Source organism: Pseudomonas sp. (assembly GCF_002796985.1).
In the GTDB taxonomy this organism is placed as follows: domain Bacteria; phylum Pseudomonadota; class Gammaproteobacteria; order Pseudomonadales; family Pseudomonadaceae; genus Pseudomonas.
Window position 1 is genome coordinate 384,144 of sequence record NZ_PEKX01000020.1, and the last position, 24,551, is coordinate 408,694.

General features: G+C 65.0%; 25 protein-coding genes and 1 tRNA gene. 15 read left to right on the top strand and 11 right to left on the bottom strand.

Annotated elements, in window-relative coordinates; translation table 11 throughout:
* Positions 1-95: 95 nt before the first annotated feature.
* From CTR55_RS24070 to ntrC, 4 genes are all read left to right on the top strand, one after another.
* Positions 96-644, top strand: coding sequence for a DUF4124 domain-containing protein (locus CTR55_RS24070; protein WP_296290033.1), 549 nt, complete (start codon positions 96-98; stop codon positions 642-644).
* A gap of 2 nt (positions 645-646) precedes the next feature.
* On the top strand, positions 647-1,228 hold the full coding sequence (locus tag CTR55_RS24075) for a DUF4124 domain-containing protein (protein WP_296290034.1): 582 nt from the start codon (positions 647-649) through the stop codon (positions 1,226-1,228).
* A 206-nt stretch (positions 1,229-1,434) separates the two neighbouring features.
* Positions 1,435-2,511, top strand: a complete 1,077-nt coding sequence (glnL, locus tag CTR55_RS24080; protein ID WP_296290035.1) for a nitrogen regulation protein NR(II) — start codon at positions 1,435-1,437, stop codon at positions 2,509-2,511.
* 2 nt (positions 2,512-2,513) lie between these two features.
* On the top strand, positions 2,514-3,944 hold the full coding sequence (ntrC, locus tag CTR55_RS24085) for a two-component system response regulator NtrC (protein ID WP_296290037.1): 1,431 nt from the start codon (positions 2,514-2,516) through the stop codon (positions 3,942-3,944).
* 401 nt (positions 3,945-4,345) lie between these two features.
* On the opposite strand, the gene trmL is transcribed toward ntrC, so the two are convergent.
* Positions 4,346-4,807, bottom strand: a complete 462-nt coding sequence (gene trmL, locus CTR55_RS24090) for a tRNA (uridine(34)/cytosine(34)/5-carboxymethylaminomethyluridine(34)-2'-O)-methyltransferase TrmL (protein ID WP_296290038.1) — start codon at positions 4,805-4,807, stop codon at positions 4,346-4,348.
* Here trmL and CTR55_RS24095 point away from each other — a divergent pair.
* A complete protein-coding gene (locus tag CTR55_RS24095) occupies positions 4,806-5,258 on the top strand; it encodes a hypothetical protein (RefSeq protein ID WP_296290040.1) in 453 nt (150 codons plus the stop codon). The genes trmL and CTR55_RS24095 overlap by 2 nt on opposite strands.
* A 593-nt stretch (positions 5,259-5,851) precedes the next feature.
* Here the strand turns inward: CTR55_RS24095 and secB are convergent.
* From secB to CTR55_RS24110, 3 genes are read right to left on the bottom strand one after another with little or no spacing between them, the layout of a single operon-like run.
* Positions 5,852-6,334, bottom strand: coding sequence for a protein-export chaperone SecB (gene secB / locus CTR55_RS24100; RefSeq protein WP_296290042.1), 483 nt, complete (start codon positions 6,332-6,334; stop codon positions 5,852-5,854).
* A gap of 37 nt (positions 6,335-6,371) precedes the next feature.
* Positions 6,372-6,626 carry a glutaredoxin 3 gene (gene grxC / locus CTR55_RS24105; RefSeq protein WP_296290043.1) on the bottom strand — a complete coding sequence of 85 codons (255 nt, stop codon included), beginning with the start codon at positions 6,624-6,626 and terminating at the stop codon, positions 6,372-6,374.
* 1 nt (position 6,627) lies between these two features.
* A complete protein-coding gene (locus tag CTR55_RS24110) occupies positions 6,628-7,050 on the bottom strand; it encodes a rhodanese-like domain-containing protein (protein WP_296290045.1) in 423 nt (140 codons plus the stop codon).
* 146 nt (positions 7,051-7,196) lie between these two features.
* Between CTR55_RS24110 and gpmI the strand changes: the two genes are divergently transcribed.
* The 4 genes from gpmI to CTR55_RS24130 all read left to right on the top strand — a co-directional run bounded on the left by gpmI (position 7,197) and on the right by CTR55_RS24130 (position 12,284).
* Positions 7,197-8,732: a 2,3-bisphosphoglycerate-independent phosphoglycerate mutase gene (gene gpmI, locus CTR55_RS24115; protein ID WP_296290046.1), complete on the top strand. Its 1,536-nt coding sequence runs from the start codon at positions 7,197-7,199 to the stop codon at positions 8,730-8,732.
* A gap of 138 nt (positions 8,733-8,870) precedes the next feature.
* Positions 8,871-10,160, top strand: coding sequence for a murein hydrolase activator EnvC (locus CTR55_RS24120; protein WP_296290048.1), 1,290 nt, complete (start codon positions 8,871-8,873; stop codon positions 10,158-10,160).
* A 27-nt stretch (positions 10,161-10,187) separates the two neighbouring features.
* Positions 10,188-11,498, top strand: a complete 1,311-nt coding sequence (locus tag CTR55_RS24125) for a S41 family peptidase (RefSeq protein ID WP_296290050.1) — start codon at positions 10,188-10,190, stop codon at positions 11,496-11,498.
* A gap of 3 nt (positions 11,499-11,501) precedes the next feature.
* On the top strand, positions 11,502-12,284 hold the full coding sequence (locus tag CTR55_RS24130) for a divergent polysaccharide deacetylase family protein (RefSeq protein ID WP_296290052.1): 783 nt from the start codon (positions 11,502-11,504) through the stop codon (positions 12,282-12,284).
* Between the two features lie 126 nt (positions 12,285-12,410).
* Here CTR55_RS24130 and CTR55_RS24135 read toward each other — a convergent pair whose 3' ends face one another.
* The 7 genes from CTR55_RS24135 to hisB all read right to left on the bottom strand — a co-directional run bounded on the left by CTR55_RS24135 (position 12,411) and on the right by hisB (position 17,461).
* On the bottom strand, positions 12,411-13,166 hold the full coding sequence (locus CTR55_RS24135; protein ID WP_296290365.1) for an ABC transporter substrate-binding protein: 756 nt from the start codon (positions 13,164-13,166) through the stop codon (positions 12,411-12,413).
* Positions 13,167-13,318: 152 nt separating this feature from the next.
* On the bottom strand, positions 13,319-14,077 hold the full coding sequence (locus CTR55_RS24140) for an ABC transporter substrate-binding protein (protein WP_296290053.1): 759 nt from the start codon (positions 14,075-14,077) through the stop codon (positions 13,319-13,321).
* Between the two features lie 227 nt (positions 14,078-14,304).
* The gene (hisF, locus tag CTR55_RS24145; RefSeq protein ID WP_081515340.1) at positions 14,305-15,075 is read right to left on the bottom strand and encodes an imidazole glycerol phosphate synthase subunit HisF; all 771 of its coding nucleotides are present in this window, start codon (positions 15,073-15,075) and stop codon (positions 14,305-14,307) included.
* A 112-nt stretch (positions 15,076-15,187) separates the two neighbouring features.
* Positions 15,188-15,925: a 1-(5-phosphoribosyl)-5-[(5-phosphoribosylamino)methylideneamino]imidazole-4-carboxamide isomerase gene (hisA, locus tag CTR55_RS24150; protein ID WP_088420217.1), complete on the bottom strand. Its 738-nt coding sequence runs from the start codon at positions 15,923-15,925 to the stop codon at positions 15,188-15,190.
* A 40-nt stretch (positions 15,926-15,965) separates the two neighbouring features.
* Positions 15,966-16,226, bottom strand: a complete 261-nt coding sequence (locus CTR55_RS24155; RefSeq protein WP_296290058.1) for a DUF2164 domain-containing protein — start codon at positions 16,224-16,226, stop codon at positions 15,966-15,968.
* Between the two features lie 3 nt (positions 16,227-16,229).
* On the bottom strand, positions 16,230-16,868 hold the full coding sequence (hisH, locus tag CTR55_RS24160; RefSeq protein WP_081515338.1) for an imidazole glycerol phosphate synthase subunit HisH: 639 nt from the start codon (positions 16,866-16,868) through the stop codon (positions 16,230-16,232).
* Positions 16,868-17,461 (bottom strand): imidazoleglycerol-phosphate dehydratase HisB, encoded by a 594-nt coding sequence (hisB, locus tag CTR55_RS24165; protein WP_015479330.1) that lies wholly within the window; start codon positions 17,459-17,461, stop codon positions 16,868-16,870. The genes hisH and hisB overlap by 1 nt, the downstream gene beginning before the upstream one ends.
* Positions 17,462-17,600: 139 nt before the next feature.
* Here hisB and panM point away from each other — a divergent pair, with 139 nt between their 5' ends.
* From panM to CTR55_RS24195, 6 genes are all read left to right on the top strand, one after another.
* A complete protein-coding gene (gene panM, locus CTR55_RS24170; RefSeq protein WP_296290060.1) occupies positions 17,601-17,999 on the top strand; it encodes an aspartate 1-decarboxylase autocleavage activator PanM in 399 nt (132 codons plus the stop codon).
* 141 nt (positions 18,000-18,140) lie between these two features.
* Positions 18,141-20,369, top strand: coding sequence for an AsmA family protein (locus tag CTR55_RS24175; RefSeq protein WP_296290062.1), 2,229 nt, complete (start codon positions 18,141-18,143; stop codon positions 20,367-20,369).
* Positions 20,366-21,433 carry an A/G-specific adenine glycosylase gene (gene mutY / locus CTR55_RS24180; protein WP_296290064.1) on the top strand — a complete coding sequence of 356 codons (1,068 nt, stop codon included), beginning with the start codon at positions 20,366-20,368 and terminating at the stop codon, positions 21,431-21,433. The genes CTR55_RS24175 and mutY overlap by 4 nt, the downstream gene beginning before the upstream one ends.
* On the top strand, positions 21,430-21,702 hold the full coding sequence (locus tag CTR55_RS24185) for an oxidative damage protection protein (RefSeq protein WP_015479334.1): 273 nt from the start codon (positions 21,430-21,432) through the stop codon (positions 21,700-21,702). Before mutY ends, CTR55_RS24185 begins: the two co-directional genes overlap by 4 nt.
* Positions 21,703-21,780: 78 nt before the next feature.
* Positions 21,781-21,856: transfer RNA gene (locus tag CTR55_RS24190), tRNA-Phe, on the top strand.
* Positions 21,857-22,087: 231 nt separating this feature from the next.
* On the top strand, positions 22,088-24,418 hold the full coding sequence (locus CTR55_RS24195) for an LTA synthase family protein (RefSeq protein ID WP_296290067.1): 2,331 nt from the start codon (positions 22,088-22,090) through the stop codon (positions 24,416-24,418).
* Positions 24,419-24,551: the final 133 nt, after the last annotated feature.

The following is a 24,551-nucleotide window of genomic DNA, read 5'->3' on the forward strand; positions in this document are numbered from 1 at the left end:
GCGCACAACGCGCGGAGCCCTGCTGAAAGACAATAGGCAACTTGCCAGCTGCCGTCGGCAATGCAACGCTTGGCTAGACCCTCCGGAGATTCTTCATGCGCCTGATCCTCACCGCCCTGCTGCTCGCCGCCGCATTGCCAGCCAGCGCGCAGATCTACAAGTACACCGACGCCAACGGCAAGACGGTGTTCACCAACCAGCCACCCACCCATGTCGACGCCAAACCGGTGGAGCTGCCACCGACCAATACCGTCGGCCCGCAGGCGCCCGTCACCTCCCCCGCCGACAGCGGCAGCGAGAACCAGGCCACCAGGGCCTATGCCATTCTCGCGCTGAGCAACCTGCCGGATGACGAAGCGCTGCGTGAGAACAATGGCACCTTCAGCGTGAACGTCGTGGTGCAGCCCGCACTGGCACCGGAGCACCAATTGCAACTGGTGCTCGACGGGCAGCCCTATGGCGCGCCAACCAGCAGCACCAGCATCGGCCTGCAGAATATCGACCGTGGCGACCATACCCTGGCCGTTCAGGTCCTGCAGGGTAGCCGCGTGATCCAGGCCAGTACCCCGGTAGGCTTCACCCTGCAGCGCATCAGCACCCACAGCCCGCAGCGGCCCAAGGTCCAGCCCAGGACGGGCGGCTGACAATGCGGCAACTGCTGATACTCCTGTTGTCGGCGCTGTGCTGCCTGTCGGCCAGCGCCGAGGTCTATACCTACATCGACAAGGAAGGCAATCGCGTCTTCACCGACCAGCCACCGCGCGGCAACGCGCAGAAGCTGAACCTGGCGCCGCCCAACGCGATGCCCAATGCCCTACCCAATGGCAAAGGCCAGTTGATCATGCCGCCGCCGCTGTACATGCCGGCGGCGCCCTCCGGCCCACCGGCCTACCAGTTGCTGCGCATCATCGTGCCGGAGCCCGATGCCACCGTGCGGGCCAATGACGGTGCGCTGATCGTCTCCGCCACCAGCGACCCCGCCCTGCTGCCCGGTCACCTCTACCGCCTGCTGCTGGACGGCAAGCCGATGGGCGAGCCGGGCCGCAGCCCGGTGTTCCCGCTGAACAATGTCGAGCGCGGCACCCATCAGCTGTCGGTGGAAATCATCGACACCCTCGGCCGCACCATCGAGCAGACGCCCAACCAGCCCTTCCACATGTTCCGCGTCTCGGTGGCCGAAGCCTCCGACCTGGACACCTCCCACCCGCTCAGCGCCGCCAGCCGCTGACGCGGCGTGCAGCTCGGCACAAATGCACCATATCGGTGCATTCGCCTGCACCACTTTCTATACTCTCCCCATTTCGGGTCACTTCCTTTGACCGGATCGGCCGCTTGCGCACCGCAATTCAGCGCAACAGGCCGGAATACGCGTCTTTTCAGGGCCTGGTTTGTTTTTTGCATTTTCCCGCACAGTCTTGGGACATCTCCTACGCCATGCCTACAGAAACCCAGCTCCGCCTGTTGCTCGACAACCTCACCACGGCGGTGATCCTGCTCAATGCCGAGCTGCGCCTGGAGTACATGAACCCGGCGGCGGAAATGCTCCTGGCGGTCAGTGGCCAGCGCAGCCACGGGCAATTCATCAGCGAGCTGTTCACCGAATCGCCCGAGGCGCTGCAGTCGCTGCGCCAGGCGGTGGAAGAGGCACACCCCTTCACCAAGCGCGAAGCGACCCTGACCTCGCTGACCGGCCAGACCATTACCGTGGACTACGCGGTGACGCCGATCCTCGACCGCCGCGACACCCTGCTGTTGCTGGAGGTCCACCCGCGCGACCGGCTGCTGCGGATCACCAAGGAAGAGGCGCAACTGTCCAAGCAGGAAACCACCAAGCTGCTGGTGCGCGGCCTGGCCCACGAGATCAAGAATCCGCTGGGCGGCATTCGCGGTGCGGCGCAGTTGCTTGCGCGCGAGCTGCCGGACGAATCGCTCAAGGACTACACCAACGTCATCATCGAGGAAGCAGACCGTCTGCGGAATCTGGTGGACCGCATGCTCGGCTCCAACAAGCTGCCGCAGCTCTCGGTGACCAACGTCCACGAGGTGCTGGAGCGCGTCTGTAGCCTGGTGGACGCCGAAACCCAGGGCAGCATCCCGCTGGTGCGCGACTACGACCCGAGCATCCCCGACCTGCTGATCGATCGCGAACAGATGATCCAGGCGGTGCTGAACATCGTGCGCAACGCCATGCAGGCAATCACCGCGCAGAACGAACTCAAGCTCGGCCGCATCACCCTGCGCACCCGCACCCTGCGTCAGTTCACCATCGGCCACACGCGCCATCGCCTGGTGTGCAAGGTGGAGATCATCGACAACGGCCCGGGCATCCCGGCCGAACTGCAGGACACCATCTTCTACCCCATGGTCAGCGGCCGCGCCGACGGTACCGGGCTCGGCCTGGCCATTACCCAGAACATCATCAGCCAGCACCAGGGCTTGATCGAATGCGAGAGCCATCCCGGCCACACCGTGTTCAGTCTGTTCCTGCCCCTGGAACAAGGAGTGCATTGACCATGAGCCGATCAGAGACCGTCTGGATTGTCGACGACGACCGCTCCATCCGCTGGGTACTGGAAAAAGCCCTGCAGCAGGAAGGCATGACCACCGTCAGCTTCGACAGCGCCGACAGCGTGATGAGCCGCCTGGGCCGGCAACAGCCGGACGTGATCATCTCCGACATCCGCATGCCCGGCGCCAGTGGCCTGGATCTGCTGGCACAGATCCGCGAAGTGCACCCGCGCCTGCCGGTGATCATCATGACCGCGCACTCGGACCTCGACAGCGCGGTCGCGTCGTACCAGGGCGGCGCTTTCGAGTACCTGCCCAAGCCGTTCGACGTCGACGAAGCCGTCTCCCTGGTCAAGCGCGCCAACCAGCACGCCCAGGAGCAGCAGGGCCTGGAAGCGCCAGCGAACCAGACGCGCACCCCGGAAATCATCGGCGAAGCGCCGGCGATGCAGGAGGTATTCCGCGCCATCGGTCGCCTTTCACACTCCAACATCACCGTGTTGATCAATGGCGAGTCGGGCACCGGCAAGGAGCTGGTCGCCCACGCCCTGCACCGTCACAGCCCGCGCGCGACCTCGCCGTTCATTGCGCTGAACATGGCGGCGATTCCCAAGGACCTGATGGAATCCGAGCTGTTCGGCCACGAGAAAGGCGCCTTCACCGGCGCGGCCAACCAGCGGCGCGGCCGCTTCGAGCAGGCCGATGGCGGCTCGCTGTTCCTCGACGAGATCGGCGACATGCCGGCCGACACCCAGACCCGCCTGCTGCGCGTGCTGGCCGATGGCGAGTTCTACCGCGTGGGTGGCCACACTCCGGTGAAGGTGGACGTGCGGATCATTGCCGCGACGCACCAGAACCTGGAAAACCTGGTGCGCGAGGGCAAGTTCCGTGAAGACCTGTTCCACCGCCTGAACGTCATCCGCGTGCATATCCCGCGCCTGGCCGACCGACGTGAGGACATCCCGGCGCTGGCCCGGCACTTCCTCGCCCGCGCTGCGCAGGAGCTGGCCGTGGAGCCCAAGCTGCTCAAGCCGGAAACCGAGGACTACCTCAAGCACCTCGGCTGGCCGGGCAACGTGCGCCAGCTGGAGAACACCTGCCGCTGGATCACCGTCATGGCTTCCGGCCGCGAGGTCCACATCGACGACCTGCCGCCGGAGCTGATGACCCAGCCGCAGGACAGCGTACCGGCCGCGAACTGGGAACAGGCCCTGCGCCACTGGGCCGACCAGGCGCTGGGGCGCGGGCAGTCCAGCCTGCTGGATACCGCCGTGCCGGCTTTCGAGCGGATCATGATCGAGACCGCGCTCAAGCACACCGCCGGCCGCCGCCGCGATGCCGCCGTGCTGCTGGGCTGGGGGCGCAACACCCTGACCCGCAAGATCAAGGAACTGGGCATGAAAATCGACGGCCCGGACGACGACGGCGAGGACTGAAGTACTTCCACGAAAAAGGGGCCGAGAGGCCCCTTTTTTTGCTCACGGCTCTTCGTAGGAGCGAGCTTGCTCGCGAATGGACTCGACGGCCGGTAGTGGAGTTGAACGGTTCGCGAGCAGGCTCGCTCCTACCCAAACGGCCCAGAGCCGAGAGCAACACTCAACACGAGCAGTCACAATCCCGCAACATCCATCCCCAGAGCCTGTGGATAACCCTGTGCACGGAACGGGGAAAGAACGTGCTACAGCCCAGAGCACGCACGGTCTGCGGGTTTGCGTGGTTTCTGTGCAGGAAATTCCAGCTTGCCCACATCCACTGTGTGCCCGCCTGTGGATAAGCTTGGGGCAAGCTGCTGCGCCACCCGCCTGGCGCGGGTTTGCGCGGGTCGATCAGAAAACACTCAATCCAGGGTGAAGCCGTGCTGACGCCAGGCTTCGTAAACGGTCACGGCCACGGTGTTGGACAGGTTCAGGCTTCGGCAGCCCGGGCGCATTGGCAGGCGCACGCGATGCTCCGGCGGCAAGGCATCGCGCACCTCCTCGGGCAGGCCCCGGCTTTCCGGGCCGAACAGGAAGGCGTCGCCGCGCTGGTAGGCCACTTCATGGAATGGCTGCGAACCCTTGGTGGTGAAGGCGAACACACGCGGCTGGCCGAGTTGCTCCAGGCATTCCTCGAGGCTCGCGTAGCGGCGCACGCTGGCGTACTCGTGGTAATCCAGCCCGGCGCGGCGCAGGCGCTTGTCGTCCAGCTCGAAGCCCAGCGGCTCGATCAGGTGCAGGCTGCAGCCCGCATTGGCGCACAGCCTGATAATGTTGCCGGTGTTGGGGGGGATTTCCGGTTGAAAAAGGATTACGTGGAACATGCAGCGCTCCGAGCCTGAGAACGGCGGGCATTCTACCTCCGCCAAGGAGCAAATGCGGCCCAGGCCCTGGCTGAAGGTGCTGGTATCGCTGTGTGTGCTCGGCCTGCTGCTGGGCCTGATGCTCGGCCGCCTGGTCAATCCGCCGCACGCGGGGCCACCGCAGATCCTTGCCGTAGAGCCCTCTGCCGATGGCTTGGTGCTCACCCTGGACGCGCAGCCCGGCGTTCGTGCCGGCCATCTGGACGGCGCCCTGGCGGTGCAGATCGACGCCAGCGGCAAGGCCCAGCAAGGCCAGTTGCGGATCGGCGATGCGCCGGTGCGCTGGAAGCTGGAGCCAAGGGAGCGCGGGGTTCTGCTGACACTGCTGTCGACCCGGCGCCTGCAGGGCACCTGGGACAGCGCCGAGGTCGGTGGCCGGTGGCGGCTGACCATCAGCACGCGGCCCGAATAAAAGCGGGGTTTTCCCGGCCTGCCTGGTCCGGGGCCCCGAAGCGGGAAGCGAACCCTCCGAGTGGGAGGGTCGCGGGCATAAAAGAGGGGTTTACCCGGCCTGCCTGTACCAGGACCCCTGAACCGGCTGCGACGGCCACCACTTCGGGCGACACGCTCGCAAGTTGTAAAAGAGGGGTTACCCAGCCTGCCTGTACCGAGGCCCCTGAAATTGCTGTTGTCAGGGGTATTGCAGAGGGCGTGCCAAGATTGTTCAAAGGGCCACCAGCTTCGATTCGAATCCACCCCATGACTGGCTGAAAGCCCCGCAGCCAAAGGCCTCCATGGATATCCAAATCCGTTCGAAGCAGCGCACGTCAGCGTCTGCGCCGGGGATTCCAGGGTCTCTCCACCGCGCCGCCTCTTGCGCCCTGCTAGTGCGCACGCACCAAACTTGAACGTCGCGCAGGAGCGGACTCTGTCCGCGACAGGTTCGCATCACGCCGGATGCCATCGCGGACGGAGTCCGCTCCTACGCCCAGGCTCGACCTCGGCAGCAAACGCCAGACAAAGAAAAAGGCGCCCGAAGGCGCCTTTCTCGTTCGGCGTCAGTGATTACTGGGCCGGGATCTCGCCGGATGCCTGCATGCGGGCGAGTTCCTGCGCGTACAGCGCATCGAAGTTCACCGGGGACAGCATCAGCGCCGGGAAGGAGCCACGGACAACCAGGCTGTCCAGGGTTTCACGGGCGTACGGGAAGAGGATGTTCGGGCAGAAGGCGCCCAGGGTGTGGCTCATGCTGGAAGCGTCCAGACCCTTGATCAGGAAGATGCCGGCCTGCTGCACTTCAACGATGAAAGCGGTTTCCTCGTTGTTCTTCACGGTCACCGAAACGGTCAGGACCACTTCGTAGAAGTCGCCATCGAGCTGCTTCTGACGGGTGTTGAGGTCCATGGCGATGCTCGGCTGCCACTCCTGACGGAAGATTTCCGGAGCCTTGGGGGCCTCGAAGGAGAGGTCGCGCACGTAGATGCGCTGCAGCGAGAACTGCGGGTTGTTGTCTTGTTCGGCTGCGCCGTTGCTGGCTTGTTCAGTCATTTCGGGACCTTCTTGTGCATCGTTTCAGAATGAGGGATTACGCCGAGAGCAGCGTATCCAGCTTGCCCGCGCGTTCCAGCGCGTAAAGATCGTCGCAGCCGCCGATGTGGGTTCCGTCGATCCAGATCTGCGGCACCGAAGTGCGACCCGCCTTGCTGGCCATCTCGGCGCGCACGCCAGGCTTGCCGTCCACGGTGATTTCCTCGTAGGCGACACCCTTCTTGTCCAGCAGGGCCTTGGCGCGGATGCAATAAGGGCACCACGCGCTGGTGTAGATCAAGGTCGACGACATCTCACTTCACCAGGGGCAGGTTGTCACCACGCCAGCTGCCGATACCACCGGAGAGCTTGGCAGCGTTGTAACCGGCCTTCTGCAGCACGCTGCACCAGGTGCCCGCGTGCTGGCCCATGCCGTCGACCACGATGAGGGTCTTGGCCTTGTGCTTGTCCAGCTCGCTCATGCGGGCGTTCAGCTTGTCCGCCGGGATGTTCAGTGCACCGACGATGTGGCCGGCGGTGAACTCCTTGGCCGGGCGGATATCCAGCACGACAGCCTGCTCGGCGTTGACCATGGCGGTCAGCTCGCGGGTGGACAGCGCGCGGCCGCCCTTGCGCATTTCGTGCAGGGCCAGCAGCACCAGCAGGATGACCAGGGCCCCCACCAGCAGGTAATGGTGGGTGGCGAATTCGATCAAACGAGGAAGAAATGAAGGCATGGCACAGGACATCCAGACGTAAAAATGCCGGCCAGTATACACGCGCGTATCTGACGGCTGTACCCTGCGAATCATGGCGTCTGTCGGCACCAACCGGTAAAATGTCGGTCCTTTTCTGACCCCTATTCTCGGAAAGAGCCGTACCTATGACTGCAACGCGCAAACCGCTGGTCCTGATCATCCTGGACGGCTTCGGCCATAGCGATAGCCCTGAATTCAACGCCATCTACGCCGCGAAGAAGCCCAACTGGGACCGCCTGCTGGCCAGCCAGCCGCACGGCCTGATCTCCGGCTCGGGCATGGACGTCGGCCTGCCTGACGGGCAGATGGGCAATTCCGAGGTGGGCCACATGAACCTGGGCGCCGGCCGTGTCGTCTACCAGGACTTCACCCGCGTGACCAAGGCCATCCGCGACGGCGAATTCTTCCACAACCCGGTACTGACCGGCGCAGTGGACAAGGCCGCCGGCGCCGGCAAGGCCGTGCACATCCTCGGCCTGCTCTCCGATGGCGGCGTGCACAGCCACCAGGATCACCTGATCGCCATGGCCGAACTGGCCGCGCAGCGTGGCGCGCAGAAGATCTACCTGCACGCCTTCCTCGACGGCCGCGACACCCCGCCCAGGAGCGCCGAGCCGTCGCTGAAACTGCTCGACGACGCCTTCGCCCGCATCGGCAAGGGCCGCACCGCCAGCATCATTGGCCGCTATTTCGCCATGGACCGCGACAACCGCTGGGACCGCGTCGAAGCCGCCTACAACCTGATCACCGACGGCACCGCCGAATTCACCGCCGACACTGCCGTGGGCGCGTTGAACGCAGCCTATGAGCGCGGCGAGAGCGACGAATTCGTCAAAGCCACCCGCATCGGCGCACAAGTACGCGTGGAAGACGGCGACGCCGTGGTCTTCATGAACTTCCGTGCCGACCGCGCCCGCGAACTTTCGCGCGCTTTCGTCGAGCCGGGCTTCAAGGAATTCCCGCGCCAGCGCGAGCTGCACCTGGCCGAGTACGTGATGCTGACCCAGTACGCAGCGAGCATCCCGGCGCCCAGCGCGTTCAAGCCTGAATCCCTGAACAACGTCCTGGGCGAGTACCTGGCCAAGAACGGCAAGACCCAGCTGCGCATCGCCGAAACCGAGAAGTACGCCCATGTGACCTTCTTCTTCTCCGGCGGCCGCGAAGAGCCGTTCGAAGGCGAAGAACGCATCCTCATCCCGTCGCCCAAGGTCGCCACCTACGATCTGCAGCCGGAAATGAGCGCGCCGGAAGTTACCGACAAGATCGTCGACGCCATCGAAAACCAGCGCTTCGACGTGATCATCGTCAACTACGCCAACGGCGACATGGTCGGCCACACCGGCGTGTTCGATGCCGCGGTGAAAGCCGTCGAGTGCCTGGATACCTGCGTCGGTCGGATTGTCGAGGCGCTGGACAAGGTCGACGGCGAAGCCCTGATCACTGCCGACCACGGCAACGTCGAGCAGATGGAAGACGCCATGACCGGCCAGGCGCACACCGCGCACACCTGCGAGCCGGTGCCGTTCGTCTATGTCGGCAAGCGCAAACTGGCCATTCGTGAAGGCGGCGTGCTCGCTGACGTGGCCCCGACCCTGCTGAATCTGATGGGTCTGGAGCAGCCAAAAGAGATGACCGGCAAGTCGATCATCACCCTGCTTTAAGGGTGACGATTCGACGGGAACGTGAGCCAGCTCCCGTCGGTCAGAGCAAACGCCCCACGCCATGCGGCCTGGGGCGTTTTTTTTAACGCCCGCCACGGGCATACTAGCCCGGTCCAGAATCCAGGTGCCCGCCACCCAATGCCTCGCGCCCTCCTCCCGCTGCTGCTGATCTGCCTCCTGTGCCCGCTCGCGGCCGTTGCCGACGAACGCGCCGACGCCCAGCGTCAGCTGGAGCAGACCCAGAAAGACATCAACGAGCTGAAGAAAAACCTGAAGAACATCCAGGACGAAAAGTCCGGGGTGCAGAAGCAGCTCAAATCCACCGAGACCCAGATGGGCGACCTGGAAAAGCAGATCAAGCAGATCCAGGACGACATGAAGAAGAGCGAGGAAGAGCTGCAGCGCCTCGATTCGGAGAAAAAAAAACTCCAGGGCGCGCGCCTTGAGCAGCAGCGCCTGATCGCCATTCAGGCCCGTGCCGCCTACCAGAGCGGCCGTCAGGAATACTTGAAGCTGCTGCTGAACCAGGAGCACCCCGAGAAGTTCAGCCGCACCCTCACCTACTACGACTACATCAACAAGGCGCGCCTGGAGCAGCTCTCGGCCTTCAACGAGACCCTCCGCCAGTTGAGCAATGTCGAGCAGGAAATCACCTCGCAGAAGGACGAGCAGGTCGCCCAGCAGACCGCCCTCGAAGCCCGCCGCCAGGAACTGGCCGACGCCCGCAAGGCGCGCCAGGAGACCCTGGCCAAGCTCAACAGCGAGCTGAAGGACAGCAGCGGCAAGCTGAAGAATCGCGAGCAGAGCCAGGAAGACCTGAACAAGGTCCTCAAGACCATCGAGGAAACTCTCGCCCGCCAGGCGCGTGAAGCCGAGGAAGCGCGCCAGCGCGCCCTCGCCGCCGAGCGTGAGCGGGTCAAGCGCGAGCGTGAGCTGGCCGCACGCGGCGAGAAGCCCGAGAGCCCCTCCAAGCGCCCCGATTACAGCGGCCCGCTGGTGTCCAGTGGCTCAGGTTTTGGCGGGGCCTTCAGTGCCACCAAGGGCAAGCTGCCCTGGCCGGTGGATGGCCGGGTGCTGGCTCGCTTCGGCAGCCCACGCGGCGACGACCCCCGCGCCACCTGGGATGGCGTGCTCATCGGCGCTTCCGCCGGCAGCACCGTGCGGGCTGTGCATGGCGGCCGCGTGGTATTCGCCGACTGGCTGCGTGGCTCCGGCCTGCTGGTCATTCTCGACCACGGTGGTGGCTACCTCAGCCTTTATGGGCATAATCAAAGTCTTCTGAAGGACGCCGGCGATACCGTCAAAGCGGGCGACCCCATTGCAACCGTGGGAGCCAGCGGGGGTCAGAGTACCCCGGCGGTGTATTTTGCCATTCGCCATCAGGGCCGCCCGGCGGACCCTTCGACCTGGTGTCGCACGCAGGGATAGGCGGCGAACACGCATTAGGAGCCAAACATGTCGCAAGCTTTCCGTCTCACTACCCTGGCCCTGGCCTTGCTGCTCGGCGTCGGTGCGGTCCAGGCCGCCGACGCGCCGGCCGCATCCCCCGCGGCCAACGGCAAGGAGGCTCCGCTGCCGCTCGATGAGCTGCGCACCTTTGCCGAGGTCCTGGACCGGGTGAAGGCGGCTTACGTCGAACCCGTGGATGACAAGACGCTGCTGGAGAATGCCATCAAGGGCATGCTCAGCAACCTCGACCCGCATTCGGCCTATCTCGGTCCGGAAGAGTTCGCCGAGCTGCAGGAAAGCACCAGCGGCGAGTTCGGCGGCCTGGGCATCGAGGTCGGCAGCGAGGATGGCTTCGTCAAGGTGATCTCGCCGATCGACGACACCCCAGCGGCCAACGCCGGCATCCAGCCGGGCGACCTGATCGTCAAGATCGACGGCAAGCCGACCAAGGGCCAGTCGATGAACGAGGCGGTGGACAGCATGCGCGGCAAGGCCGGCTCGCCGATCACCCTGACCATCGTGCGCGGCGGCGGCAAGCCGTTCGACGTCACCCTCAAGCGCGCCATCATCAAGGTCAAGAGCGTCAAGAGCCAGATGCTCGAACCGGGCTATGGCTACCTGCGCATCACCCAGTTCCAGGTCAACACCGGCGAGGAGACGGTCAAGGCGCTGTCCAAGCTGCGCAACGACAACAAGGGCAAGCTCAAGGGCCTGGTGCTGGACCTGCGCAACAACCCTGGCGGCGTGCTGCAGTCCGCGGTGGAAGTGGCCGACGCCTTCCTCACCAAGGGCCTGATCGTCTACACCAAGGGCCGCATCCCGAATTCCGAACTGCGCTTCTCCGCCGACCCGGCCGACCCGAGCGACGGCGTCCCGCTGGTGGTGCTGATCAACGGCGGCAGCGCCTCGGCGGCGGAGATCGTTGCCGGTGCCCTGCAGGACCAGAAGCGCGCGATCACCATGGGCACCGACAGCTTCGGCAAAGGCTCGGTACAGACCGTGCTGCCGCTGAACAATGATCGTGCCCTGAAACTCACCACCGCGCTGTACTACACCCCCAACGGCCGCTCCATCCAGGCCCAGGGCATCATCCCGGACATCGAGGTGGAACGTGCCAAGGTGACCCGCGAGAAGAGTGAGTTCGATGGATTCAAGGAAGCCGACCTGCAAGGCCACCTGGCCAACGGCAATGGCGGCAAGGATCGCCCGACGACCTCCGGCAAGGCGCCAGTGGATAACCCGCAGGATGGCGACTACCAGCTCAGCCAAGCCCTCAGCCTGCTGAAAGGACTCAGCGTCAGCCGCGGCAACAACTGACCGATGCGCCCGGCCCGGCTGCTGTTCGGCCTGTGCCTGGGCGCGCTGCTGTGCCTGCCGGCAGCCGCTGCGCAGCGGCCGGGCAGCCTCAAGCCGCTGGTCAGCATCGTCATCGACGACCTCGGGCAGAACCTGGCGCGCGACCGCCAGGTGCTCGACATCTCCCCCGCCATCGCCCTGGCAATCATCCCCGACACTCCCCACGCCGCCGAACTGGCGCGCGAGGCGCACCATCGCGGGCGCACCGTGATGCTGCACATGCCCATGGACCCGGCCGGCGGCGACTATGCCTGGCGCCCGGAGCTGACCCAGGAAGAACGCGCGCGCCGCCTCGACGCCGCACTGGCGAAGGTGCCCTACGTGCAGGGTGTGAACAACCACGAAGGCAGCCGCATGACCGCCGACCGCCCGGCCATGGCCTGGCTCGCCGCGGAACTGCAGCGGCGCCACCTGTTCCTGCTCGACAGTCGCACCAGCGCCGCCACTGTGGCCGCCGCCGAAGCGCAGAAGATCGGTCTCGCCAGCCTGTCGCGGGATGTGTTCCTCGACGACGACCCGAGCGAAGCGGCGGTGATGGAGCAGATGCAACGCGGCCTCGCGCTGGCACGCAAGCAGGGCACGGTGGTGATGATTGGTCACCCGAAGCCGGCGACCCTGGCCGTGCTCAAGCGCGTGCTGCCGACCTTGAAGGCCCAGGGATTCGAATTGGTGAAACCGGCCCTGATGATCGCCGAACGCGGCAACCGCGCCATGGCGGGGCATGGGCGGGACGGAATCTACCGCTAGACGCGGGCTTTTTCGTAGGAGCGAGCTTGCTCGCGAACAGCCCCGGCATCGAATTTCCCGAGAGCGGTTCGCGAGCAAGCTCGCTCCTACAAAACTGAGTCAGGCTTGGGCGCCCGGACTGCAGGCTTACAGGTAATTATTGGTCGCCTGCTCGATGAACCCATCCGCGCGCATCTCGTCCAGCGCCTTCTGCAACCTGGTCACCACCTCGTCCGGGGTGTCCTTGTTGATCGCCAGGTACAGCTGGGCCTCGTTGAAACGCAGCACCGTCTGCAGGCCGGACACGCCCTCCTGCTTGGCCAGGTAGCGGCCCACCGGGTCGGTGGTGGCCCACAGATCGATCTCGCCACTGGTCAGTTTCTTCACGTTTTCCTGGTCGCGCAGCGCGTTGAGCACCGGGATGCCCTGGCTTTCCAGGTTCTGGCTGACCGCGTCGTTCTTGTAGGCGCCGAGCTTGTACTTGGCGGCGTCCTTCAGGTCCTTGACCTTGATCGTGCTGCCCGGCGGCGCCAGCAGGACCCAGTTGGTCTTGGCGATCGGCCCGACCCACTTGAACAGCGGCACCCGCTCGGGCGTGTAAGTGGTGGAGAACAGCCCATAGTCGGGCTTGTCGAGGGCCAGCTTGTACAGGCGGTCCCAGGGGAAGCGCAGGCTCAGGCTGTACTGGATGCCGGCGCGCTTGAACATCTCGCGGACGATATCGGCGCTGATGCCGTCGATCCCGTCGTCGCGGGCGAAGTTCTTGTCGTCCACCGCCATGTTGAAGGGCGGGAAGTTCTCGGTGAGCAGCACCATCTTGTAATCGGCGGGCAACTCGGCGCGGGCCGTGGCGGCCCCCAGCAACAGACCCAGGGTCAGGGTCTTGATCAGGACTTTCAGCATGGTCATACCGCTCGCTTGGTTATCGTTATTGGGCTTGCGGCATCCCTGCAGGGGGGACGGAATACTTCGCTCGTCTGCCTTCCGTGGCAAAACCGGCGCCGAGGGATGTCGGCGCCAAACACGAAGGCCGGCGAGTGGCCGGCCTTCGGGTGTTACAGGTAACTGTTGAGCACGTCGTCGACGAAGCCCTCGGCGCGCATCTTGTCCAGCGCCGCCTGCAGCTTCTGCACCACGGCATCCGGAGTCTCGCGATTCAGCGCGAGGAACAACTGGTCGCTGTTGAAGCGCAACACGGTCTTCAGTCCAGTGACGCCGACCTGCTTGGCCAGGTAGCGGCCCGCCGGGTCACCGCTCGCCCACAGGTCGATCTGGTCGTCACGCAGCTTGCCGGCGTTCTCCTGGTCGCGCAGCGCCAGCACCGGCTCGAAGCCGTGCTCGGTCAGGTACTGGGCCATGGCATCGCCCTTGTAAGCACCGACGCGGTACTGCTTGGCTTCATCCAGGTTGTTCAGGCTGATCTTGCTGTCAGCCTTGGCCAGCAGCACCCAGTCGTCCGGGCCGATCGGGCCGACCCACTTGAACTGGCTCTCGCGTTCGGGCAGGCGCGCGGTGACGAACACGCCGTAGCCAGGCTTCTCCAGCGCCAGCTTGTAGATGCGGTCCCAGGGGAAGCGCAGGGTCAGGCTGTACTGAACGCCGGCACGCTTGAACATTTCCTTGACGATATCCACGGCGATGCCGTCGATGCTGTCTTCCTGGGCGAAGTTCTTGCCATTGATGGCCATGTTGTAGGGCGGGAAGTTCTCGGTGAGCAGCACCATGCTGTAATCCGAAGAATCCGTTTCGGCCCTTGCCGCGCTGGCCAGAAGCAGGCCGCAGCTTAGCCATGCGAGCAGAATGCGCTTCAGCATCGAGATATTCCCTGCGTATGACGTTTCTGAGAAGCCGCAGAGCTTACTCGGAGAATTGACGTCAATAAACCCTATGAATATGGCAATGAGACATGGATGCGCCAGCACCCTGACCGGAACCTTTGGCTAGCAAGCTTCGTGCGCAGAGAGAGGATGCGGCTACCGGCCGCAGCGGCGGGGGCTCGGGACAGAGCCAACGGGCCGGGAGAACCCCGGCCCGGAAAGGATCAGCGCACGACGATACCGCGGCTGGCCAGGTAGGCCTTGGCCTCCGGCACGCTGTACTCGCCGAAGTGGAAGATGCTCGCCGCGAGGACCGCGTCGGCCTTGCCCTCGATGATGCCGGCGGCCAGGTGCTCCAGGTTGCCGACGCCGCCGGAGGCGATCACCGGAACGCCCACGGCCTCACTGATGGCGCGGGTCACGCCCAGGTCATAGCCGCTCTTCACGCCGTCCTGGTCCATGCTGGTCAGGAGGATTTCACCGGCGCCCAGGCCTTCCATTTTCTTCGCCCATTCCACCGCATCCAGCCCAGTCGGCTTACGGCCGCCGTGGGTGAAGATTTCCCAGCGCGGCGCCTCGCCAGGGGCCGACACCTTCTTGGCGTCGATGGCGACCACGATGCACTGGGAGCCGAAGCGCGCAGCGGCTTCGCCGACGAATTCCGGGGTGAACACCGCGGCGGTGTTGATCGAGACCTTGTCCGCACCGGCGTTGAGCAGGTTGCGGATGTCCTGCACCGTCCTGACGCCGCCGCCCACGGTCAGCGGGATGAACACCTGGCTGGCCATGCGCTCGACGGTATGCAGGGTGGTGTCGCGGCCATCGACGCTGGCGGTGATGTCGAGGAAGGTGATCTCGTCCGCGCCCTGCTCGTCGTAACGGCGGGCGATTTCCACCGGGTCGCCGGCGTCGCGGATGTTCTCGAACTTGACGCCCTTCACCACGCGGCCGTTGTCCACGTCGAGGCAGGGGATGATGCGTTTAGCCAGTGCCATAGCGTTGCTCTCGTAGGATGGGTGGAGCGCAGCGATACCCATGCTGCCCAATCACCCCAGGTCCTCATCGCCGGGTTAAGCCGCCTCGCGGCACACCCGGCCTGCGTTCAGATCAGCCTTTGAAGCTGTCGCACAGCGCCTGGGCCTCGGCAACGTCCAGGGTGCCTTCGTAGATCGCGCGGCCAGTGATGGCGCCGACGATGCCCGGCGTACGAGCGTCCAGCAGCTTCTGAATGTCACCCAGGTTGTGGATGCCGCCCGAAGCGATCACCGGGATGCGCGTGGCGTTGGCCAGGGCGGCGGTGGCTTCGACGTTGCAGCCCTGCATCATGCCGTCCTTGGAGATGTCGGTGTAGACGATGGCGGAGACGCCGTCGGCTTCGAAGCGCTTGGCCAGGTCGATGACCTGCACTTCGCTCACCTCGGCCCAGCCATCGGTGGCGACGAAGCCGTCTTTGGCGTCGAGGCCAACGATCACCTTGCCGGGGAAGGCGCGGCAGGCTTCGCCGACGAATTCCGGCTGCTTCACCGCCTTGGTGCCGATAATCACGTAGCTGACGCCGGCGCGGACGTAGTGCTCGATGGTTTCCAGCGAGCGAATGCCGCCGCCGATCTGGATCGGCAGGTTCGGGTAGCGCTTGGCGATGGCAGTGACCACTTCACCGTTGACCGGCTTGCCTTCGAAGGCGCCGTTCAGGTCCACCAGGTGCAGACGGCGGCAACCGCCCTCCACCCACTTGGCGGCCATGGACACCGGGTCGTCGGAGAAGACGGTGGCGTCTTCCATCAGGCCCTGGCGCAGGCGCACGCAGGCGCCGTCTTTCAGATCGATTGCGGGGATGATCAGCATGGGTTGAACCTGCTCGAATCCAAAGATGAATGGGGTCGGGTCAGCTCTTCTCGAGCGCCCACAAGTCGCTTTCGATGCTCTCGAACCGGTCTTTCAGGTGAGATTGCACGTCGAAGATCGCCTTGTTGTAGAACAGCGGGCCGAACTCGCGCAGGAAGAAGTCCAGCGCCTCTTCGGCCTCGAAGGAGCCGACGTCCAGCTCGAAGCGATCTTCGAGGAAGCGCTGGACCGCCCGCGCCGCACTCTGGCGCTGGGCGCCGTCGAGTTCGAGGATCGCCGGCTTGTCCTTCTGGCGGGCCATGGCTTACCAGCGCCCGTCCCAGGCGGCGAAGTTCTGCAGCAGCTGCAGGCCATGGGTATGGCTCTTCTCCGGGTGGAACTGCACGGCGAAGCGCGAGCCATCGGCCAGCGCGGCGGCGAAATCGACGCCGTAATGGCCGCGACCGACCACCTGGCGCGGGTTACCGGCCTGGATGTAGTAGCTGTGCACGAAGTAGAAGCGCGCGCGGTCCGGGATGTCGTGCCACAGCGGGTGATCCACGCTCTGCGCCACTTCGTTCCAGCCCATGTGCGGCACTTTCAGGTGCTCGCCGTCTTCGTGCAGGTCCTTGCCGAAGAAGCGTACCTGGCCGGGGAACAGGCCGATGCAGTCGACACCGTCGTTCTCCTCGCTGCGTTCCAGCAGCGCCTGCATGCCGACGCAAATGCCGAGGAACGGACGGTCCTGGCTGACTTCACGCACCAGGCTGTCGAAGCCCAGGCGCTTGATCTCGGCCATGCAGTCGCGGATCGCGCCGACGCCGGGGAACACCACGCGATCCGCCTCGCGGATCACGTTGGCGTCGCTGGTCACCAGCACACGCCCGGCACCCACGCGCTCCAGTGCCTTGGACACCGAGTGCAGGTTGCCCATGCCGTAGTCGATGACGGCAACGGTCTGCATTACAGACACCCTTTGGTGGACGGCATCTGGCCGGCCATGCGCTCGTCCAGCTCAATGGCCATGCGCAGCGCGCGGCCGAAGGCCTTGAACACCGTTTCGATCTGGTGGTGGGTGTTGTGCCCGCGCAGGTTGTCGATGTGCAGGGTCACGTTGGCGTGGTTGACGAAGCCCTGGAAGAACTCCATGAACAGGTCGACATCGAAGCCACCGACGCTGGCGCGGGTGAACGGCACATGCATCTGCAGGCCGGGACGGCCGGAGAAATCGATGACCACGCGCGACAGCGCCTCGTCCAGCGGCACGTAGGCATGACCGTAGCGACGGATGCCTTTCTTGTCGCCGATGGCCTTGGCGAAAGCCTGGCCGAGGGTGATACCGATGTCTTCGACGGTATGGTGGTCGTCGATATGCAGGTCGCCCTTGCACTCGATGTCCAGGTCGATCAGGCCGTGGCGGGCGATCTGGTCCATCATGTGCTCGAGGAAGGGAACCCCGGTATCGAAGCGGGCCTTGCCCGTTCCATCCAGGTCGATGGAAACCTTGATCTGGGTCTCCAGGGTGTCGCGCGCGACGGATGCCTTGCGTTCGGCCATCACCAGCTCCACAGCTAACACTGCACGTAATTATAAGAAGGGGCGGCATTATAGGCGTGCCGGGCGCTGCGCGGCTATGGGCGGTGGTCGGCGCTGGCCGATGGCCCTACACTGCGCGGCTCGAATCCGAGGATTGCCCATGCCCGTCGTCGTCCAGCACCTGACCCAGCCCAGCGACCAGGACCGCCAGGACCTGCTGAAGATCTATGCTGACGCCCCCGACTGGCTGCTGGCGCCTTTCCCCACGCCCGGGAAGTTGGTTGAGCACGGGCTTTCCGAGGGGCGGCTGTATACCGGACGCTTCAACGACCGCCTGCTGGCCGCCGCCTGGATCGAACGCGATGGCGACACCTGGCGGCTTTCCCGCCTGTGCGTGCGCCGTGTCACCCGCCACCGCGGCGTGGCCCGGCGACTGCTGGAGGAAGCGCAACGCCTCGCCGTCCTGCAGGGCGCCGCACTTCAACTGATCGCCCCGAGCGATCAGGCCGAGGCTGCGAATTTTGCCGGGCATCTCGGCCTGACACTGCAGCCGGCCTGATCGCGCCATCGCCGGGAACCGCGCGCCAAGTCCCCACTCAAACCCCGCAATACCTGCGCCTGCCTTTCCGGGCTGGGGCGTCGCTGTGTCATTGGTATACTTTCCCGCTACTCCACTCGCCGCTTGAACAAGGACCCGTCCATGAAAGCGTTCGGCAAAATCATCGGCATCATTGCCCTGGTCCTGCTGCTGCTCATCGTCGCCGCCGGCTTCGTGCTGACCCACTTCTTCGACCCGAACGACTATAAGGACGAGATCCGCCAGCTCGCCCGGGACAAGGCCAACCTCGAGCTGAACCTCAAGGGCGACATCGGCTGGAGCCTGTTCCCGTGGCTCGGCCTTGAGCTGCACGACACCAGCGTGGCGAGCCTGCAGACGCCAGACAAGCCGTTTGCCGATACGCAGTTGCTGGCCATGTCCGTGCGCGTGTTGCCACTGCTGCGCAAGGAAGTGCAGATGAGCGACATCCGCGTCGAAGGCTTGACTCTCACCCTGGGCAAGGACAAGAACGGCGTCGGCAACTGGGAAAACATCGGCAAGCCCGCCCAGCCAGCCAACGGCACGCCGCCCGCCGCGCAACCAGCCCCTGCGCCGAGCGAGGCGGGCAAACCGGCAGCCGAAGAAACCCGCCAGGCAATGAAGCTGGACATCGACAGCCTCAGCGTGAAAAACGCCCGCATCGACTACGCCGACGCGCAAAGCGGCAAGAACTACAGCGTCGAGGGCATCGAGCTGACCACCGGCGCCATCCGCGAAGGCAGCAATATCCCGCTGAAGCTCAGCGCCTACCTGGGCAGCAACCAGCCGGTGATCCGCGTCCGCAGTGAGCTGACCGGCAACCTGCGCTTCGACCGCGCACTCAAGCGCTATCAGCTCGAAGACGCCAAGCTCTCTGGCGAAATCTCCGGCGACCCGTTCCAGGGCAAGACCGCCAACTACAGCGCCCAGGGCCAACTGGTACTCGACCAGGCCGCCCAGGTCGCCGAGTGGAACGGCCTGAAAGTCACCGTCAACCAACTGCGCGCACTCGGCGAGCTCAAGGTCCGCGAACTGGATAAAGAGCCCAAGGTCGACGGCGGACTGTCACTGGCACCGTTCAACCTGCGTGAATTCCTCGCGGGCATTGGCCAGACCCTGCCGGAAATGGCCGACACCACCACCCTGACCAAGCTGGAGCTGGCGACCCGCGTCAGCGGCACCCGCAACAGCCTGACCCTGGGTGACATCAAGCTGAAGCTGGACGACAGCGCCTTCAGTGGCAACCTCGGCATCGCCGACTTCAGCAAACAGGCTATCCGTGCCCAGCTCAGCGGCGACAAGCTGAACCTCGACCGCTACCTGCCGGCCAAGGTGAAGAAAGCCCAGGACGCCACCAACAGTGCGCGCAAGGCCGAAGTCGAAAGCACCGCTCAGAACGCCATCAAGGGCGACACCCCACTACCGAACCAGCCAACCCAGCAGGCCTGGAGCGACACCCCGCTGCTGCCCATCGCCCGCCTGCGCGCGCTGGACCTGGACGTCGGCCTGAACCTCGGCCAGTTGACCCTGGACAAGCTGCCCATCGACAACGCCGTGCTCAAGCTGCGCGGCCAGGGCGGCCTGCTCAGCCTCGACGACCTGCGCGGCGAACTCTACGACGGCAAGTTCAACGCCACCGCCACCCTCGACGTACGCCAGGACGTGCCGACGCTGAAGGCGAAGAAACACATCGCCGACGTGCCGCTGGAGCGCCTGCTCGAATCCCAGGGCCAGAAGCCGCCAGCCAAGGGCCTGCTGGACCTGGACGCCGACATCGCCACCCAAGGCAATAGTCAGAAAGCCTGGATCGACAACCTCAACGGCACCGCGCGCTTCGTGCTGACTCAGGGTGTGCTGCTCAACGCCAACCTCGAGCAGCAGCTGTGCCAGGGGATTGCCACGCTCAACCGCAAGTCGCTGACGGCCGAGCACGGCGGCAAGGACACGCCGTTCCGCGAACTGCAGGGCAACCTGGTGTTCAGGAATGGCGTGGCCAGCAACCCGGACCTCAAGGCGAGCATCCCCGGCCTGACCGTCAAGGGCGACGGCGACATAGACCTGCGCGTACTGGGCATGGACTACCGCGTCGGCGTCACCATCGAAGGCGACAAGAGCGACATGCCCGACCCTGCCTGCGAAGTGAACAAGCGCTACGTCGGCATCGAATGGCCGCTGCGCTGCCGCGGCCCGCTGGAACTGGGCGCCAAGGCCTGCCGCCTGGACAAGGACGGCATCGGCAAGATCGCCGCACGCTTGGCCGGGGACCGGCTGAACCAGAAACTCGAAGAGAAGCTCGGCGACAAGGTCAGTCCCGAACTCAAAGACGCACTCAAAGGGCTGTTCAAGAAGTGACCCCGCAAAGCTTCAATTCGGCCGTGCTCGACTGGTTCGACACGCACGGCCGCCATGACCTGCCCTGGCAGCAGAACATCACGCCCTACCGGGTGTGGGTCTCGGAAATCATGCTGCAGCAGACGCAGGTCAGCACCGTGATGGGCTACTACGACCGCTTCATGAGCGCCCTGCCGACCGTGGCGGACCTCGCCAACGCGCCTGAAGACGAAGTGCTGCACCTGTGGACGGGCCTGGGCTACTACACCCGCGCCCGCAACCTGCACAAGACCGCGAAGACGGTGATGGAGCAGCACGGAGGCGAGTTCCCCCACGATGTCGAGCAGCTCACCGAGCTACCCGGCATCGGCCGCTCCACCGCCGGTGCCATTGCCAGCATCTCCATGGGCCTGCGCGCGCCGATCCTCGACGGCAACGTCAAGCGTGTGCTGGCGCGCTATCTCGCCTGCGACGGCTATCCGGGCGAACCCAAGGTGGCCAAGCAGTTGTGGGGCGCCGCCGAGCGTTTCACGCCGCAGGAGCGGGTCAACCATTACACCCAGGCGATGATGGACCTGGGCGCCACCCTCTGTACCCGCAGCAAGCCGAGTTGCCTGCTCTGCCCGCTGCGCGAGGGCTGCCGCGCGCACTTCCTTGGCCGCGAAACCGACTTCCCGGTGTCCAAGCCGCGCAAGGCGCTGCCGCAGAAACGCACGCTGATGCCGATCCTGGCCAACCGTGACGGCGACATCCTGCTCTACCGCCGTCCGTCGACCGGTCTCTGGGGCGGGCTGTGGAGCTTCCCCGAGCTGGAAGACCTCGCTGCTCTCGACCCGCTGGCCCAGCGCCACGCTCTGCGCCTGGGCGAGCGCCGCGAACTGCCCGGCCTGACCCACACGTTCAGCCACTTCCAGCTGGCCATCGAGCCCTGGCTGGTGCGCGTCGAGGACGCAGCCCCCGCCGTGGCCGAGGCCGACTGGCTCTGGTATAACCTCGCCACCCCGCCGCGGCTTGGCCTTGCCGCCCCGGTGAAGAAGCTGCTCAAACGAGCTGCCGACGTGTTGAACGCAGGAGAAATGTCATGACCCGACTGGTGATGTGCCGCAAGTACAAAGAAGAGCTGCCCGGCCTCGATCGCGCGCCCTATCCCGGAGCCAAGGGCCAGGACATCTACGAGCACGTCTCGAAGAAGGCCTGGGACGAATGGCAGAAGCACCAGACCATGCTGATCAACGAGCGTCGCCTGAACATGATGAACGCCGAGGATCGCAAGTTCCTCACTGCCGAGATGGACAAGTTCCTGTCCGGCGAGGAATACGCGCAGGCCGAGGGCTACGTCCCGCCCAGCGCGTAAGCTCCGGTATTATTTGAAAAATTTTTTCGCGGCACGCTTGACACCCCTTCCGAAAACCCTTTTAATGCGCGCCACGTTGCCCAGGTAGCTCAGTTGGTAGAGCAGGGGATTGAAAATCCCCGTGTCGGCGGTTCGATTCCGTCCCTGGGCACCAAGCCTTCCGAAAAGCCCCTGAAATCGCGAGATTTCAGGGGCTTTTTCATTCCGCTCCGCACAAGTCACTCCCCCGCCCCCGCACGCTCCCGCGATTCGTATCGAATGTTTGCCTAAGTACAGTGTCTACTGGCACATAGCACATCGATCTTTCAGAATCATGACCATCCGGACGATTTCCACACTTCAGTGGGATACCCTCCGGGATTCGATGTTTCGTAGCGGAGTCACTGTGCGCAAACTCATAAGCTGGTGGAATTCCCGGGGCAACCTGGTTTCGCTGTCTGCCCTCTTCCTGCTGGTGCCGCTGATCGGCCGCTACAGCCTTGGCTGGGGCTCCCCGCTGGGCTACCTGTCGGACCTGGCGCTGGGTTCGCTGCTGGTCGTCGCGCTGCATAACCGCCGACTATTCGTCGCCATCCCGGTCATGCTGGTCTGGGCCCTGTCGGTGATCGGCACCGCCGAACTGGTCAGCGCCGTGGGGCGCATGCCCGCGCCGGAAGACCTGCACTTCCTCGCCGACCCGACCTTCGTCGCCAACTCCACCGAGGGCGGCGGCCTGAACCACCTGCACCTGGCGATCCTGATCGGCGCCGGGATCCTGCTTTGCACGCTGCTCTGGCGCCGTCGCGAACAACCGCTGCCGCGCTACACCTATGCCGTACCGGCCGTATTGCTGGCCGCGCATGCCGGCGTGCAGTACTTCCAGCCCAGCGATGCGGAGATGTGGAAGCAGTTCAACCTGCCGCACCAACTGGTGTCCCGCGCCGTCACCAGCGGCGAGATGGCCTACCAGGACTGGCGCGACCGCGACCTGCCGGAAGTACGTCCGAACGTCACCGGCCTGACCCAGCACGATCTCAACGGCACTCCGCTGCTGACCAGCCGCGGCCAGGCGAAGAACGTGCTGATCATTGCCATGGAAGGTATTCCTGGCGCCTACGTCGCCACCAACCGCGCGGCGCTGAGCAGCAGTTACGAAGAGTCGATGATGCCGCGCCTGAGCACCTGGGCCGAGCGCGCCATGACCACCCCGGACTACGTGGTGCACAGCCACCAGACCATCCGCGGCCTCTACGCCATGCTCTGCGGCGACTACAGCAAGCTGGACAACGGCACGCCGAAGGGCGTCGAACTACTGGGCAACCCGACCCGCGCCGCCGAATGCCTGCCGGCGCAGATGCACCAGGCCGGCTTCAGCACGCACTTCCTGCAGGGCGCCGGGCTGCGCTTCATGGCCAAGGACAAGGTGATGCCGGCCATGGGCTTCGACAAGACCCTGGGCCGCGACTGGTTCAAGAAGAAGCCCTACCTGGAGTTCGCCTGGGGCATGGACGACAAGGCCTTCTTTGAAGGTGCGCTGGACTACGTCGGCCAGCTGCGCCAGAAGAAGCAGCCGTGGATGCTCACCCTGCTCACCGTCGGCACCCACCAGCCGTATTCGGCCACGCCCGAGTACCTGGCCAAGTACCCGACACCGCGTCAAGCGGCGGTCGCCTACCTGGACGACGCCGTCGATGCCTTCCTCAAGGGCCTTGAAGAAAAAGGCGTACTCAAGGACACCCTGGTGATCGTCACCTCCGACGAATCCCACGGCATCGACAATGTGCGCCTTGCCTCGGCCTGGGGCCTGAACCTGATCCTCGCACCGGAACAGGCCGCGCTACCGCCGGTAAAGGCCGGCGTCTACGGCCATGTCGACCTGGAGTCCTCGGTGCTCGACTACTTCGCCATCAAGGCGCCGCAGGATATCGCCGGCCGCTCGCTGTTCCGCGAATACACCAGCGGGCGCGAGATGGTCTCCTTCACCAACGGCATGCAGCGCTACCACGACGGCAGGGGCAACTTCACCGAGTGCGACTTCCAACTGGTCTGCCGACGCTACAAGAGTGATGGTTTCATCGCGGACACCGCCAGGTTCGAGGGCCGCTTCAGTGGCCGCGATGCACGCCTGATGACGGCGCGCGCGGATATCCTCGATCAGTCGGTGACCAAGGCGCAGTCGGCCCGCGAGTACCAGTTCGCGACCAAGGAACGCATCCGCCTGAAGCCGCAGATCGACAACGAGTACACCGACAACCTGATCGGCGCGCAGTACCTGGAGTTCCCTGCCAACACCCACACCACGGTGCGCCTGAAGATCCGCGCGATCCAGATGGACGCCAATGGCGCAAAAGTGACGCTCAAGACGCGCTCGTTTGAAAAGCCGGTGCCCATCGAGATGCCGGAATTCCCGCTGGTGAAACGCAACCAGCCGCTGGAAGTGACCTTCGGCTTCGACAACGAGGAAGCGCGCAAGGCGTTCTCCTTCCACCTGCTGGCCGAAGGCAAGGGCATCATCGAGATCACCGATTTCCGCGTCCTGACCCAGCCGCGCAAGTCGACGATCAACGCCACCGAGGCCGGCGGCACGGGCCTGGCGGACGCCAAGCCGCTGCCAATCCCGCGTCTTTCGGGGCACCCGAACCTGATGGCCAGCCAGCCGCCGGAATCCCAGGGCGACATCACTCCCACCGACGTCATCGAAGATCCCAACCCGCAACTGCGGCAGATGATGCAGTGAGCCGAGCCGGCGACCGCAAGGTCGCCGGGTTCGCTCCAGCCTTTCCCCACGCCGCCCAAGCTGGCACTATCGCGCGCCGACCGGCAGCAGCACCTGGCCAACGCCCTCATTCGGCGCGCCTAGTTCAGCCCAG

Bases quoted from the DNA above. Each gene is read 5' to 3' on its own strand.
- CTR55_RS24095 (WP_296290040.1), top strand. From the start codon at position 4,806: ATGCAGCGCTCCGAGCCTGAGAACGGCGGGCATTCTACCTCCGCCAAG.
- hisH (WP_081515338.1), bottom strand. From the start codon at position 16,868: ATGCAGACCGTTGCCGTCATCGACTACGGCATGGGCAACCTGCACTCG.
- trmL (WP_296290038.1), bottom strand. From the start codon at position 4,807: ATGTTCCACGTAATCCTTTTTCAACCGGAAATCCCCCCCAACACCGGC.
- ntrC (WP_296290037.1), top strand. From the start codon at position 2,514: ATGAGCCGATCAGAGACCGTCTGGATTGTCGACGACGACCGCTCCATC.
- CTR55_RS24130 (WP_296290052.1), top strand. From the start codon at position 11,502: ATGCGCCCGGCCCGGCTGCTGTTCGGCCTGTGCCTGGGCGCGCTGCTG.
- hisA (WP_088420217.1), bottom strand. From the start codon at position 15,925: ATGCTGATCATCCCCGCAATCGATCTGAAAGACGGCGCCTGCGTGCGC.
- panM (WP_296290060.1), top strand. From the start codon at position 17,601: ATGCCCGTCGTCGTCCAGCACCTGACCCAGCCCAGCGACCAGGACCGC.
- glnL (WP_296290035.1), top strand. From the start codon at position 1,435: ATGCCTACAGAAACCCAGCTCCGCCTGTTGCTCGACAACCTCACCACG.
- CTR55_RS24140 (WP_296290053.1), bottom strand. From the start codon at position 14,077: ATGCTGAAGCGCATTCTGCTCGCATGGCTAAGCTGCGGCCTGCTTCTG.
- CTR55_RS24120 (WP_296290048.1), top strand. From the start codon at position 8,871: ATGCCTCGCGCCCTCCTCCCGCTGCTGCTGATCTGCCTCCTGTGCCCG.
- CTR55_RS24110 (WP_296290045.1), bottom strand. From the start codon at position 7,050: ATGCCTTCATTTCTTCCTCGTTTGATCGAATTCGCCACCCACCATTAC.
- grxC (WP_296290043.1), bottom strand. From the start codon at position 6,626: ATGTCGTCGACCTTGATCTACACCAGCGCGTGGTGCCCTTATTGCATC.
- CTR55_RS24175 (WP_296290062.1), top strand. From the start codon at position 18,141: ATGAAAGCGTTCGGCAAAATCATCGGCATCATTGCCCTGGTCCTGCTG.
- CTR55_RS24155 (WP_296290058.1), bottom strand. From the start codon at position 16,226: ATGGCCCGCCAGAAGGACAAGCCGGCGATCCTCGAACTCGACGGCGCC.
- hisB (WP_015479330.1), bottom strand. From the start codon at position 17,461: ATGGCCGAACGCAAGGCATCCGTCGCGCGCGACACCCTGGAGACCCAG.
- CTR55_RS24125 (WP_296290050.1), top strand. From the start codon at position 10,188: ATGTCGCAAGCTTTCCGTCTCACTACCCTGGCCCTGGCCTTGCTGCTC.
- CTR55_RS24135 (WP_296290365.1), bottom strand. From the start codon at position 13,166: ATGCTGAAAGTCCTGATCAAGACCCTGACCCTGGGTCTGTTGCTGGGG.
- CTR55_RS24070 (WP_296290033.1), top strand. From the start codon at position 96: ATGCGCCTGATCCTCACCGCCCTGCTGCTCGCCGCCGCATTGCCAGCC.
- secB (WP_296290042.1), bottom strand. From the start codon at position 6,334: ATGACTGAACAAGCCAGCAACGGCGCAGCCGAACAAGACAACAACCCG.
- CTR55_RS24075 (WP_296290034.1), top strand. From the start codon at position 647: ATGCGGCAACTGCTGATACTCCTGTTGTCGGCGCTGTGCTGCCTGTCG.
- gpmI (WP_296290046.1), top strand. From the start codon at position 7,197: ATGACTGCAACGCGCAAACCGCTGGTCCTGATCATCCTGGACGGCTTC.
- CTR55_RS24185 (WP_015479334.1), top strand. From the start codon at position 21,430: ATGACCCGACTGGTGATGTGCCGCAAGTACAAAGAAGAGCTGCCCGGC.
- hisF (WP_081515340.1), bottom strand. From the start codon at position 15,075: ATGGCACTGGCTAAACGCATCATCCCCTGCCTCGACGTGGACAACGGC.